At 30.6% G+C, this 14,128-nt stretch carries 11 protein-coding genes; 1 reads left to right on the top strand and 10 read right to left on the bottom strand.

The window, feature by feature from the left end:
* Positions 1-7: 7 nt before the first annotated feature.
* The 10 genes from BLU40_RS09395 to BLU40_RS09350 form a co-directional block, all read right to left on the bottom strand.
* Positions 8-1,639 carry a T9SS type A sorting domain-containing protein gene (locus tag BLU40_RS09395; RefSeq protein WP_090122747.1) on the bottom strand — a complete coding sequence of 544 codons (1,632 nt, stop codon included), beginning with the start codon at positions 1,637-1,639 and terminating at the stop codon, positions 8-10.
* A 10-nt stretch (positions 1,640-1,649) separates the two neighbouring features.
* Positions 1,650-3,035 carry a sulfatase gene (locus BLU40_RS09390; RefSeq protein ID WP_090122745.1) on the bottom strand — a complete coding sequence of 462 codons (1,386 nt, stop codon included), beginning with the start codon at positions 3,033-3,035 and terminating at the stop codon, positions 1,650-1,652.
* Between the two features lie 304 nt (positions 3,036-3,339).
* Positions 3,340-3,942, bottom strand: a complete 603-nt coding sequence (locus tag BLU40_RS09385; RefSeq protein WP_090122743.1) for a TetR/AcrR family transcriptional regulator — start codon at positions 3,940-3,942, stop codon at positions 3,340-3,342.
* Positions 3,943-3,950: 8 nt separating this feature from the next.
* Entirely contained in the window at positions 3,951-8,366 is a 4,416-nt protein-coding gene (locus BLU40_RS09380) for an efflux RND transporter permease subunit (protein ID WP_090122741.1), read from the bottom strand.
* Positions 8,367-8,507: 141 nt separating this feature from the next.
* Positions 8,508-9,524: an efflux RND transporter periplasmic adaptor subunit gene (locus tag BLU40_RS09375; protein ID WP_090122739.1), complete on the bottom strand. Its 1,017-nt coding sequence runs from the start codon at positions 9,522-9,524 to the stop codon at positions 8,508-8,510.
* 253 nt (positions 9,525-9,777) lie between these two features.
* Complete coding sequence (locus BLU40_RS09370) at positions 9,778-10,674, bottom strand: helix-turn-helix domain-containing protein (protein ID WP_090122737.1); 897 nt, start codon at positions 10,672-10,674, stop codon at positions 9,778-9,780.
* An 845-nt stretch (positions 10,675-11,519) separates the two neighbouring features.
* Positions 11,520-12,455: a HipA domain-containing protein gene (locus BLU40_RS09365; protein WP_090122735.1), complete on the bottom strand. Its 936-nt coding sequence runs from the start codon at positions 12,453-12,455 to the stop codon at positions 11,520-11,522.
* Positions 12,445-12,780 (bottom strand): HipA N-terminal domain-containing protein, encoded by a 336-nt coding sequence (locus BLU40_RS09360; protein WP_090122733.1) that lies wholly within the window; start codon positions 12,778-12,780, stop codon positions 12,445-12,447. Before BLU40_RS09360 ends, BLU40_RS09365 begins: the two co-directional genes overlap by 11 nt.
* A complete protein-coding gene (locus BLU40_RS09355; RefSeq protein ID WP_090122731.1) occupies positions 12,767-12,994 on the bottom strand; it encodes a type II toxin-antitoxin system Y4mF family antitoxin in 228 nt (75 codons plus the stop codon). The genes BLU40_RS09360 and BLU40_RS09355 overlap by 14 nt, the downstream gene beginning before the upstream one ends.
* Before the next feature lie 142 nt (positions 12,995-13,136).
* Positions 13,137-13,340 (bottom strand): hypothetical protein, encoded by a 204-nt coding sequence (locus BLU40_RS09350; protein ID WP_090122730.1) that lies wholly within the window; start codon positions 13,338-13,340, stop codon positions 13,137-13,139.
* Positions 13,341-13,490: 150 nt separating this feature from the next.
* On the opposite strand from BLU40_RS09350, the gene BLU40_RS09345 reads away from it, so the two are divergent.
* Positions 13,491-14,128 (top strand): hypothetical protein (locus BLU40_RS09345; protein ID WP_090122728.1); only part of this gene is annotated, 638 nt, incomplete at its 3' end.

The following is a 14,128-nucleotide window of genomic DNA, read 5'->3' as shown; positions in this document are numbered from 1 at the left end:
TCTATGTTTAATAAAGTACTATTTTTTTACTAATTTCATTTTCAACATGTAAAAAGTAAATACCTTTTGTTAAGTGACTTAAATTAAGTTCTTGTTTTTCTCTTACGCTATAATTTGCTACTACTTTCCCTAATAAATTAACTATTTTAACTTCTCTCTCTTCTGAAGGATTTAAAAGATTAATTGTTAAAATTCCATTTGAAGGATTAGGATAAACTTTAAATTCTGAATTATTAAAATCGCTTATAGATAAGCTTCCATTTTCTAAAGGGTTTCTTGGGTTTGGTGTGTTTCTATAATCACTAGCAATCCAAAAATTAATACCATCAATAGTTTCATTACAAACCTCATAATCATCATAACTATCAATAATAAATGCTTTTGGAGGTAAATAATAAGCATCAATATTATAACCTGTTGCTGTAACTTCAGAAATAGGAAAATCTAAATTATAATCTCCCGGAGTATCGGCTTGCCTTATTACTGAACCAATTGCTGGTCCCATTCTACTTTCTCCATCAACATTTAATGTTGTTGAAACACCAATTCCTCCTACACGTTCCACTCTTAAAGCACAAGGAATGTATCTTAATCTTTTTACATGATGAAGCTGTGCATTTTGCCCAAACGTTGAAGTAACATTTCTAATTTTTGATGTACTATCGAAAGATCCTGGAGTTAAACCATTTGCTTCTTGATCGTCTGTAGTAAACCCAGACGACCAAACAACCGCAGCTTCACAACTATTTCCTATAACACCTTCAACATTAAAATAACCTTGATCTAATGTATGCGGAGATAATTGCAATGCACTTTGTCCATTGGTGCATTCTATATTTCTACCCCAAATATTTTCCAATTTTATAAGGTTAAAATCGTAAGCTTCGGTGTATTGAATTAAATCGTAACCTGTTTCTAATCTTAGTGCTACTCCACCGGTACAATCTAAATTTCTAAACAATATATTTTTTCCTCCTTGAACTTGTACCAATCCATAACCATAATGCCCGTTAACCATCGAAATATTTTCAATTATTCCTTGATTTGGAATACCTCTAACTGAAGTAATTCTTTTATTTCCGTCTATAGTTGTTTTAACAAAATTACCACCAAAAGCCAGCGAAGAAAACTCTGTTACTCCATCAATTATATGAAAATTAGAAACTTTGAAATTACTACAAAATCCAAAGCCAACAACTCTAATACGAATTGTTGTGGCAAGACTACTCATATCAACATTAAACTTACCTCCAACACCAATTATACTGAAATTTTCAACTCCAGCATTTAAATCTGCATTAAACAGTGTGTTATTTGATCCTACTAAAGCATTAATTGGAAGAATTGTAACACCTGAATTAATTTCTAAATGAACATTAGATTTTAAATCTACTTCTAAAATCCTATAAGTTCCTGGATTTACAGTTACTTTTCCTCCACCAGCAGTGTTTACTGCATCAATAGCATTTTGAAATAACTGTGTATCATCTCCTGTTCCAGCAGATTCAGATATTGTTGCTGTACCTAAACCATAGGTTGGATTAAAAAAAGTATTATCAACAGGCAATGTTTGCGAATTAACACTTAAAACTAAAAGTAAAAATAATACTAAAAATAAATTCTGCTGAAATACTTTCATAATGTATACTTTATTTTTTATAAACAGGCACTGCTTCTTTTTCCCAAGTAACAATTGCTTCTTTTAATGTTTTTTCAATTTCTAAACCTGTACCAATTAAATCGTTTTTCTCACTTATATCTTTAGCAACATTAAACAATTGGAATTTACCACTGTGATATTTTACTAATTTCCAATCACCTTCAATAACAGCAGCATATTGATCTTCATAACTTCTGAAGAAATACAATTTTCTATCATCAAACTTTTGTTCTTTAACAATTGGCAACAAACTTTTACCCTGAATCCAATTATCTTCACATTTTTTACCTGAGGCAATTTCAATTAACGTTGGGTATAAATCTAATGACTGTACTGGAATACTTGTTTCTGTTCCTGCTTTTGTAACACCAGGAATTACCATCATAAATGGAACACGGGCTCCACCTTCACCCAAAGTATTACCACCTTTTTTACCTCCACTTAATGGTAAATTTGAATAAGCTCCTCCTTGATCTGATATTAAAATAATTACCGTATTATCTGCAATTCCTTTTTCTTCTAGCGCCTTTCTAACTTTCCCAACAGAATTATCTAGCGCTTCAACCATTGCTCCGTGATGCGCATATTTACCTTCCATACCTTTATCTTGGTATTTTTTTAGCAAGTCTTTTTTAGCTATTGAAGGTCCGTGAACCGTGTAATACCAAAAAGAAAGCATAAATGGCTCTTTTTTATCGTAGTTTTTGATAAAATGAGTAGCGTTTTCCGTTAAAACCTCTGTTAAATAATCTCCTTCTTTTACACCAGATTTTAAGAAACCTTTTGGATCATCTTTAGGTTTGAAGAATGGGAAATAATAATTTTTTGGATGTCCAGAATTTGTAGTACCATATACTTCATCAAAGCCTTGTTGATCTGGATAATGAGCTTCATGACCTAAATGCCACTTACCAATAAATGCATTGTAGTAACCAAATTCTTTCAGTCTTTCAGCGTAAGTAATCTCTTCCAAAGGCAAATAATTTATAGAAGGCATTTGCACTGGATCTTTTGGCCAAAAGTTGTATTTTTCCTCTTCTGGATTTCCTGAAATATGGCGAGGCATTTCCATTCGAATTGATTCTTTACCAGTTAAAATGGCAGCTCTACTTGGGCTACAAGTTGGTGTTGGAATATAAGCTCTGGTAAAATCTATACCATCACTTTTTAGTTTATCAATATTTGGAGTTTCAAACAGCGAATTTCTATAACCAACATCTGCCCAACCCCAATCATCTACAAATAATAAAACTATATTTGGTTTTTCAGTTTTTTCAACTACTTCAACTTGCTTTTTTTCTTGTTCTTTACAAGCTACAAAAGGGATTACTCCAAAAACGACAAGTACTACTAAAAATGCTTTTTTTAAATTCATTAGATATTCTACTAGGTTATAAATAATTCTATTTTTTCTTTACTCAAAAAACACAAACAATTTCTACAATGTAAAAATGCTTTATTAATTAAGATTATTTGTTTCTTTAAGTTTAGAAAATGTATGTAACGGTAAATTTATTGTAGAATACACAAAATCACTGGCAAAAAAATACCTAATTACAAATTGAATTTATCTAATAACTAGCTAATTTACCTATTCTCAAATGTAATTATTATAATCTGGTGTTGTTAAAATGCCAGTTAATAGAAAATCTAATAACTGGCATAATAAACAGGTTGTATTAATTTTGAGTTACTTTGCTTAATTTCTTAAGACCTTTTAAAGTAATTAATCTGTGGAGTAATATGTTTTGTAAAAACTCTAGGGATTTAAAAGACGCTTTATCTGCAATAAAATCTTCTTTAAACCAAACGTTTAAAATGTTTAAAATTGAATGAGTTGTTTCTTCAATATTTAAATCACTCTTATACAAGTTTTCTTGTATTCCTTTTTTAATATTAGCTATAAGGAAAGGCAAGATAATATCTGTTTTTAGTTGTTCGTATTTCAAATAGAAAGTTAAATGGAATTTCCTTAAATCTTTTAATACGGTTGGTGAAAACGAACGAACTAAATCATTTATAATATTGAAAAAACAGTATAGTTCATTTACTGCATTTTCAGAAACCGAATTTAACTCTGATAAATTTTCACTAAAAGTAGTTATTTTAATTTCTATAATTTGTAAAATTAAATCTGATTTATTTTGAAAATGTTTATAGATTGTTTTTTTTGAAATACCACAATCATTTGCAATATCATCCATTGTCAAATGTTGAATGCCATAACTCAAAAACAATTGAGAAGCCGTTTCTAAAATTAATTTTTTTTTATCGGTAGTCATTATCCAAATTATTTAAGTTCTCCAATTGTTTTTAAATAAGTAGCTTTCTTAATATGGTAATTTCCTTTAGCATCAATTAAATTAGCATTTGCTTGTTGCCAAAGTACTTGTGCTTCTAACACATCACTACCTTTTACAGTGCCTGCATCAAATCTATCTTGATGTAGTTTTAGGTTCTCATCCGCTTGCTCTAACGATTTTTGAGCGATTTCAACACGTTTTACAGCTTGATTTAACTCCAAATATGCATTCTGAATTTCAATTGCTACCAACTCTTTGGTTTCTTCCAATTGCGCTTTTTGAGCTTCTACTTTGTATTGCTGTTCTTTTACTTTTTGCTTGCGTCCGCCCCAATCAAAAATGGGAATGCTTAAACTTGCTATTCCTACAAAATTGGTTAAATGGTCTTCAGCACTGGCCGCATTCAAATTGTCGCCATACATATATGTACCTGATAAATTAACACCTAATGTAGGTTTGCGTTCTGCTTTTAATAAATCGGTTTGTAAGTCACCAATTTCAACAGCATTTTCAAGCATTGTAATTTCTGGACGATTGTTAACTGCACTTTCCAACAGTTTTTCTTCAACTAAAAGTGAAGCTTCATCAATAGAATCTTCAACATCAAAAGCAATTGTTTTTAATCCAGTTTGTTGCGCTAAACTCAATTTTAAAATTTTGAAGGCATCATTGGCTGTTGTCAGGTTCAATTCAGCTTGATTTGCTTCTACTTGAACTTCTAATAAATCGTTTTTATAAATAATTCCAGCTTCGTATAAATTGGTTAAATCTGTCAACAATTCATTCAATAAACTCTGATATTTTTTAGCCAATTCAACTTGACCTTTTATGTTTACTAACTGCCAATACGTAGTTTCAACATTTAATAATACTTCGCTGTCTGTCAATTCTTTTTGAGATGTTTGAATATCCACAGCTTTAGAAGCCATTTTTTTTCCTGAATTAATTCTTCCTCCAGCATACAAAACTTGAGTAACACCTAATGAGGAATACATATTGGAATTCGGAATAATATCCATTGGAATTTCATCTATATAAATTCCATAAACATTAGCGTCTAAAGTTGGTTTATCTAGTGTTTTAGCCGATTTTTTAGCAGCTTTTGCAGCATCTAAATTATGTTGTGCTTGTACAATTTGTTTATTGTTTTCTTTTGCTAAAGCTTTCACATCATTCAAACTATAACTATATTCTTGAGCATTTGCAAATTGAATTACAAACAACATAAAGAATAAAGGAGTTAATTTTGCTAACTTCATTTTTAATTTTTCAAGTCGCCCTTTTGGTTTGTATAAAATTTCTTTGTCTTCTGGTTTTGGATATTTTTTAGGATACTCCTTCTTTGTAAATTTAAAATACATAACAGGTACTATAAATAAGGTTAATACCATTGAAACTAGTAATCCTACAGCCAAAACACTTCCCAAAGGAGCCCAAAGTGGTGATTTACCAACAATCATAGGTAATACACCAACAGCTGTGGCTGCAGAGGTTAAGAAAATAGGTCGCATTCTTCTTTTTCCAGCAGCTTTCGCAGCACCTTTTAATGAATAATTGTGTTTAATTGCTAGTTCATCAGCATAATCAACCAAAATAATTCCGTTTCTAACCACAATTCCAATTAAACTTACAATTCCCATAAAGGATGTAAAACCAAATGGATTTCCTGTTAATTTTAATCCAAGGAATGAACCTAACAAACTCAAAGGGAATGTTGTTAGGATAATCATTACTTTTGTGAAATTTTTAAATTGGAATAATAAAATCATAAAGATTAAAATTATACTAACCATTAATGACATTGCCATTTGAGGCATCGTTTCTTCAGATTTTTCATGCTCTCCACCATAGTGAATAGATATTCCGTTTGGTAAGTTCAAATCCTGAATTTCTGAATCTATATTATTTAAAATAGTGGCTGCTTTTAAACCTTTTTGTGCTTCACACTGAACGGTTAGCGTTCGTAATCCATTTCTACGGGCAATAACTCCAGTATGCCATTCAGGTGTAATCTCTGCAATTTCTTTTAAAGGTACTTTTGTTCCATACATTGTTGAAATAGAAATTTCTCCAATATCCTGAATATTGTTACGGTTTTCAGCATCTAAACGCAATAAAATATCAATTGGCTTATCACCTTCGTACAAAGTTGAAACTGGAAAACCAGTTAATCCTGCTCCAAGAGTTTGCGCTACCATTTCGTTTGTTACACCAACTCGGTTAGCTTTAGCATCATTCAAATTGACTTTTACACCATAATAATCATCTTGATAGGTTGTACGAACCCAATTGGTACCTTCAGCATTTTCAAGAATGCTTTCAACTTGTTCTGCAACTCTTTTTTGGTCTTGAATATTATCGCCAACAATTCTAACTTCAACAGGTGCTAATGCACTTTTCATAGATATTTGTCGAATTCTTACATAGCCATCTGGAATAAAACCTTCAAACTCTTTAATATATTCCTCAGCCAATTCAATAGTAGCTTCTTTATTAATAGTGGTTACAAATATTTGTGCAAAGTTTTTTCGAGGAACTTCAGGAGCATAAGTTACGTGAAAACGAGGCGAACTTGTACCTACAAAACTGGCAATTTTAGTAATCCGTTCATCATCTTTAATCTTTGTTTCAATTTTGTTTACTACTTTTTCTGTTTCCTCTAAACTAGCTCCGTTTGGTAGCCAAACTTCTAGATTAAACTGATTTCTTTCTGCAAATGGAAACAATTCTTGCTCGGTAGACCTTGCCAAAAATATAGCCGCGATTATTGATAATGCACCAAGAAATAAGGTGGTTTTTGGCCATCTAAAACTAAAATCTAACCAGTTGTTAAATTGTTTTTGCAAACGGTCCAAAATTGAAAGTTTTGGAGGCCTATCGGTTACCTTATGTTTTAATCCTTTTTTTATTACTACATAACACATATAAGGTGTTAAAAAAACAGCAACTAACATTGATGTAAATAAAGCTACCGCTACTGCTATTGGTAATGAAAAAATAAAATCTCCAGCCAAACCTGTTAAGAAAATTGCTAGCGGAACAAAGGCTAAAATAATAGCTGTTGTTGCTGAAAAGATAGGAATCATTAACTGTGTAGCAGCTTGCCATGCAGCAGTCCAATGGTCAGTTCCTTCATCTAATTTTTCAATATAATTATCTACGACAACAATAGCGTTGTCTACAATCATTCCAAGTGCAATAATTAAAGCTGCTAATGTTACCTGATGGATTTGAATTCCCATCATATTTAAAATTCCGAAAGTAATAATAATTGCTATTGGACAAGCCAATGCCGATACAATTGCTACTCTAAAGGGTAGTAGAATAATTACTACAAAGATTACTGCAAAAATTGCAATGATTAATTCTATCATAAAATTATTCACACTTTCTTTTACCATTTGTGGCTGATTTACTATTGTGATTATTTGAACATCACTTGGTAAATCTTGCTCTACATTAGCAATAGTTTCTTCAACTTTTTCTCCGAATCTTACAATATTATTTCCAGGTTGCATTTCAACAGAAAGCATTGTTACACGCTGATTATCAACTTGAATAAAGCTATTTTCCTCTTCGTATCTGCGTTCAACTTTTGCAAAATCTTTTAAACGAACTACTTTTCCGTTTGGATGACTGTAAATAATCTGGTTTTCAATTTCAGCAACCGTTTTATATTGGTTTTTAGCAAATACTGAAACATCATTGTCTTTTAAAGTGATATTTCCAGAATACGATGTTGAATTTTGTGTGCTAATTATTTGCGCAATGGTTGTAATGTCAAAACCATATTGCTTTAATTTTTCGTTATTAAGTGTTACATAAATCTGTTCTTCTTGTTCACCGTAACAATTTATTTTAGAAGTTTCAGGAATTAATTTAATTCCATCTTCTAACTTGTCTAAATAGGTTTTAATTTCAGCGTAACTTCTTCCTGGTGCAGCAACTGTAATCATTTGAGCAGAAACATCACCAAAATTACTATTTACAATTGGGCCAATCATAGTTGAAGGCAACTTGTAATTCATTCTGAAAGTGGTGTTTAAACCGTGTTGAAGTGTTGCCCAAAATAAATCTCTGTCTTTTACATTATCGTTTAATTCTACGGTAATAACAACTTGCCCTGCCTTAGTTCTGGAATACGTATTTGCTTTTCTTACTTCTTCATAGCTGAATAAAAACTGTTCAATTTTATCGGTTACCTGTTCTTCTACTTGTATTTCGTCTGCGCCTGGATATGCAGCAACTATTAATGCTTGATTAAATACAATTTCAGGATCTTCACTTCTAGGCATTGTAAGAACAGCATACAAGCCAAAGAACATTATTAAAACAGTGAATGTAATGGTAACCTGACGGTTTTTCATTGCTGCTTCTATAAAGTTTATTTTATGTTTTTTCATTTTTATGCTCGCGGCAGCGAGTATCTTTTTAATTCTACTTAATTTGTCTTTTTGTCATTCCTGCGAAGGCTGGAATCCATTTTATTCACAAGTATTTGTGGACTACTGCCTTCGCAGGAGTGACAGTAAGGAGGACACTATTTAGAAAGTTACTTCCTGTCCATCTTTAATATTCGTATAGCCTTTGGAAACCAACACATCATTAGTTGATAAACCATCAGTTACAATTACATTGTTACCTGTAAAGTTTCCGATTGTTACACGTTTTTTAATCGCTGTATTATTTTGAACCACATACACATACGAAATATTGTTAGCATCTCTTAACACTGTATTTGCTGGAATTGCAATAATGTTTTGCATATTGTTAGTGTTAATGTTTATGTTTGAAATCATTCCTGGAAGTAGTTGACTTTCTGAATTGTCTAAACGAATTTTTACCGTAAATGTTCGTGTTAAAGCATCAGCACTGTGATTGATTATGGCTACTTTTCCTTGAAAAGTTTTTTTCATTGAAGGAATTTCAACCATTGCGTCAGAATCAATTTTTAATTTTGAAATTTCTGATTCGCTGATAGATGCTGTTGCATACACTTTATCAGTTTTCATAATGGTAAATGCCGGAACACCTGGAGCTGCAATTGCTCCGACTTCAGTAAGCTTTTGGGTAATCATTCCAGAAAATGGTGCGTATAATTTAGTGTCTGTTAAGTTTTTAGCTGCTAAATTTTTATTAGCGTTTGCTTGAGCAACAGCTACTTTTACAGCAATAAAATCACGCTCTGGTAAACTACCTTTATCATATAATTGTTTTAGACGGTTAAAGTTATCGTTAGCCAATTCTAAACCTGCATTGGCAATATCAAAGGCATTTTTATAAGAAGTAGCATCAATATTTGCTAATAATTGACCTTTTCTAACTTTTACACCTTCCTGAACTAAAATGTTCGAGACTCTTCCAGATGTCATAAAACCTAAAGAAACCGTGTTGTCAGCTTCAATAGTTCCACTATAAGTTAATATTTCTTTTTGAGTGTTGGAAGTTATTTTGGTGATTTCAACTTTGTGAATTTTCTTTTCTTTGGTTTCTTTCTTTTTTTCAGAACAACTGATAAAAAATATAAGACTTGTTATAACTAATAGATTTGTAATTTTCATTTTCCTTTGAGTATTATCTTAAAATTTAAGATGCAAAACTCCATCTATTTTAAATTTCTCAACAGGTTCAAAATACGCTATAATTGGTCTAAATCGGTTATTTTATGTAAGAATTTGGATATAAAGCACAAGCGATATTGTTTTTTTGGTCTTTTTATGTATTGCTAAGAAAAATGAAGTAACAAAACAATTCTTAATTATGTTGGAAACTAATTCACTTTTTTTATTCTATTTAATAAACCGAATACAATAATTATTGCTTTCTTTTCTCTTTTCTATATTCAGAAGGGGATAAACCAATATGCTTTTTAAAATATTTACCAAAGAAAGATTGGTCACTAAAATTTAACTTTTCTGCAATTTGGGTTATAGTGTATTGAGGACTTTCCAGTAATATACGTGCTTCCATAATTACCGAGTCATCAATTAATTGAGAAGCAGTTTTACCCGTTAATTGTTTTAAGGTTTTTGAAAGGTGACCAGTGGTTATGCATAATGCATCTGCATAAAATTGAACTGTTCTTTCGGTTGTAACATTTTCTTCTAAAATATTCCAAAATCTAACTGCTAGTTCTTCTTGCCTCGTAAGTTCAACTTTAAGGTTAGGGTAATTTCTTTTGAACAACTCAGCATAACTATACATAATAGTTCCAAAAGTGTTTTTTACAATTTCATTTTTAAAAATAGCGCTTTCTAACTTGTTAAAACGGCGAAGTAACCTTGTAAGTGTTTGAAAAGTTTCTGCTTCCTTTTTGGTTAGTTTTAGTTTTGGTGTATTATTAACTGTGAAAAAATCAAAAGCTTCAACACCTGTTTTAGATAAGAAATTTTTCAAAATAAAATCAGTTGAAAAATTAATATTTATAAATTGTAATGCTGTACTCATTTCCAAAATTTGAATTACATCTTTAGGAGATATAGATATGGTTTCATTTTTTGAAAGGGTTTTTGTAATTAAGTTTATTCTTAATTTTATAGTACCTTTAATAATTTGTAGTATGCTATAATCGGGTGATTTAAATGGAAATGTAAATGGAATTTCCTCATTATTTTTAGAAATATAAACAAACAGACCTTCTGATTGAGGCTCTTCACCTAAAATTTCAATAAAATCATTAACTGTAAGTTTTTTTATTTCTATATAATCCACAATTTAAAAAATTTATTAGTTGTTTTTTGAATAATAATTTCACTAATTTTTATTCAAAGAAATGTAAAAATACTTTTTTATTTCAGAACACTTTAGTTTACTAATTAGCTAACACTAGTTTAAAAACTTTATATTCTAAATTAGATAATCAAATATTTCTATTCATACATTGTATTCAAAATATTTACTTTATAATTTTACATGCTTTTCTGCAATATCTAGTCGCTTTAACATTCTCTTACTATACCTTTAGAAATATGGTTTGATGTTATTTGCATTATATCTATATATGCAATACCTGTATAACAGCTAAAACAAATAAATCTCTTACCAGTTCTAACCTTTTAATGTTTGTAAATCTTCTTCTGATAAAAATTATCTTTTACACGTATAGTGTTACCTCAAATAAGGATTGAAAATATGGTTGAAGTTTTCATAGTTGACGTCTTTTTAATATTAAACTTTGTTCAAGGCGAAAGTCAAATCAACTATGTTTTTTGGTCACCTGGTCAACAGTGTTGACCACATATTATTTTGTTGACCGCTTTGTTGACATTTTATCTCAAATTATATGATAGCCCTAAAACTACAAAACCTTGTAAATCATAGGATTTACAAGGTTTTACCACCGTTTGATAAGTGTTGTAGTGATCGCGACAGGATTCGAACCTTGTTATAGAAACCCTATAAATATGGGGATTCCTTTTCCTTTTTCGTTTTGTTGACCGATTAGCTACCATAGTATTTGACACTAATTCAATCGATTTTGACCTTCGGTCTAAGAATAAAGATACGACTTTCAATTCTAAAAATGACATCAAATCATATCAAATATTATGTAAAATCTACAATCTTGAATATCTTTCTTCTAATGTTTCTATGTAGTTCATTTGCATTTCTTTTGATAAAAATGAATTTTTAATTAAATCATTCATTCCTTTTTTATTCTTTTGAAATCGCTTAAAAACACTATCAATTTGTTTTGATGTTAAACCAAGAATTTCTCCAAATTGAACAAAAACCTCTTTTGTAAATTTTTTCTTTTTTCCACCTAATGTTAAAGCTAATTCTTCAGTGTCCTTTGGATTTACAATTGCCACATTTAATAAATCGTAGGCAGGAGCTAAAATCCAACCAGATGCACCTTCAATCATTGAGAAGTTTTTTAAATGCATATCGTTGTTCCCTGTTAGAAAACTAAAAATGGTTATTTCAAAAAAGAACAATTTATCTAATAACGTATTACTTGAATATTCATTTAAAGCTTTCCCTATTTTCTCCATAGAGCCTTTATATTTATCAAAAGCTTCAGTAACCTGAAACATATCAATCATATGTATTTTGCTACTATCTTCTCTTCTATCAACCCTTTTAGTTATATAGGATAATTCCCCAGATTCTAATTTAATCAAAGACGAAGGAACTACTGTAATTCCACATAATTCAGCCATTCTCATAGTTAAATGCTCATTTTCAGGCATTTCAACAAAATCTTTAGAAGGTGGCTTAAAAATATAGTTTCCACCTAATGCTCCAACAACTGTTAACCTTTTATCAGACTTCTCCTTTTCTTCATCAATCAATGTCATAGATAATTTGGGTTGCACTCCTGGAACAGCAACACTTCTTTCAATTACGCTTTTTGCTAATTCAGACATTTGATCTAATGAATAAAGTAACTTAGGAGGTACTTCAGTTCCAAAAAAAGCTAAGCTACATTTAGAATGAAAGTCTTCTTCTCCTTTAAGTTCTTTATAGCAATACAGACATTTATTCTTCATCACTTGTAATTTTTGGTTCAACACTTACAGCTCCAATACAATTTTTACAACAAGCCAATAATAAGCCCATTCTATCATTTCGATTTATTTTCCAACTTTTGGAAGCAATATTTAACAACCAACCTTCAGGTATTAGGCCTTCAAAAAAAGAAAATAGTCTTTTATCTCTGTATATAGTATTTGAAACTGGCATTGTAAATGTGATAAATTGCTTTGGATATTTTTTCACATAATCACTATCATACTGAAAGGTATAATCACCATCATTTGTTTCGGTTAAAAGCCCGCAATAAACCTCATCATAAAAAATATTAGCTTGTCTCATCTAGCTTACTATTTAGTTCTTTTTCACTTATTGGTACCAAGGTATGTCCAAACATTTTTAAAACTTGATTTACTTTTTCAAGATTTAAATTTGTTTTCCCTTGTTCTATTTTTCTAATTACAGTTAAAGCAACACCTGCCCTATCCGCAAACTCTTCCTGAGTTAAATTCACTTCTTTTCTACGATCCTTTACAAACTGTTTTATTGTCTTCATTATATGTAATTAAATATAATTTTTAACAAATATAGCAAATTATATGTAAAAGCGTATAATCTATACAAATAGTTTTTATTTATATGTTTTTGCATATAAATAAGAGAAATATGTATACAAATTAAAATTATGTAAAAAAGGTCTATGATACTTTTCTCAAGTATTCATTCACAATTTCAAGTTTAATACCACTATACTCTGCAAACTCTTCTGAAGTAATAAATTGATGCTTTTGTTTCCCAAAGTGAAGTTTCATTGTATTTAATAGTTTACGTCCATACCGTTCACTACGTCCAGTTATACACTGAATGTCTTTTGGATATATACACGTTCTAACAATTTTCATACACTATCTATACTTTAACCTACTAGTATCCTAACTGAACCTATACCCTATTTCGGTATTAAAAGTTGTTTATGGATTAAATGGATTCCTGTTTTTTAATTCTTTTATAAAGATAGCTTCATTTGTTGAGAATTTAAAATTTATAACATTATGGCTAAACAAACCGGTATTATTAAATTAAAGGGAACCATTGGTGGAATTTCCTTTTACAAAACGAGTGATGGACACCTAGCTCGCGAAAAAGGTGGTGTAGACAAATCTAGAATTGCTAATGATCCTGCGTTCCAAAGAACGCGTGAAAATGGTTCTGAATTTGGAAGAGCAGGTAAAGGTGGTAAAGTACTACGTAATGCAATTCGTATTCTTTTGCAGAATGCAAAAGATAAAAGAGTGGTTAGTAGATTAACAACCGACCTTTTAAAAGTTGTTAAAACGGATGCAACGAATGAACGTGGATTAAGAACCATTCAAGATGGAAATATGAGCGCTTTGGAAGGGTTTGAGTTTAACTTAAATGGAAAGTTAGGTTCTACATTGTTTGCTCCATTCTCGACAACTTACGAAAGAGCTTCAGGAGATGTTTCTATTGATTTAGCAGCTTTTGCTCCAACTGTTAGAATTGCTGCTCCTTCTGGAACAACTCACTTTAAAGTTGTTGGTGGTGCTGCTGAATTGGATTTTGAAAATGAAGCCTCTTCATTTGAAAATGATGAAACAGCTATTTTACCTTACAACAGTGCTAACACAGCTGCTATTAGTTTAACTATGACTGCTCCTGCAAACTCTAC

The organism is Lutibacter oricola (assembly GCF_900106565.1).
Lineage (GTDB): Bacteria > Bacteroidota > Bacteroidia > Flavobacteriales > Flavobacteriaceae > Lutibacter > Lutibacter oricola.
Note: the sequence above shows the minus strand (reverse complement) of the source record. Positions and strands in the feature narration are given on the sequence as shown.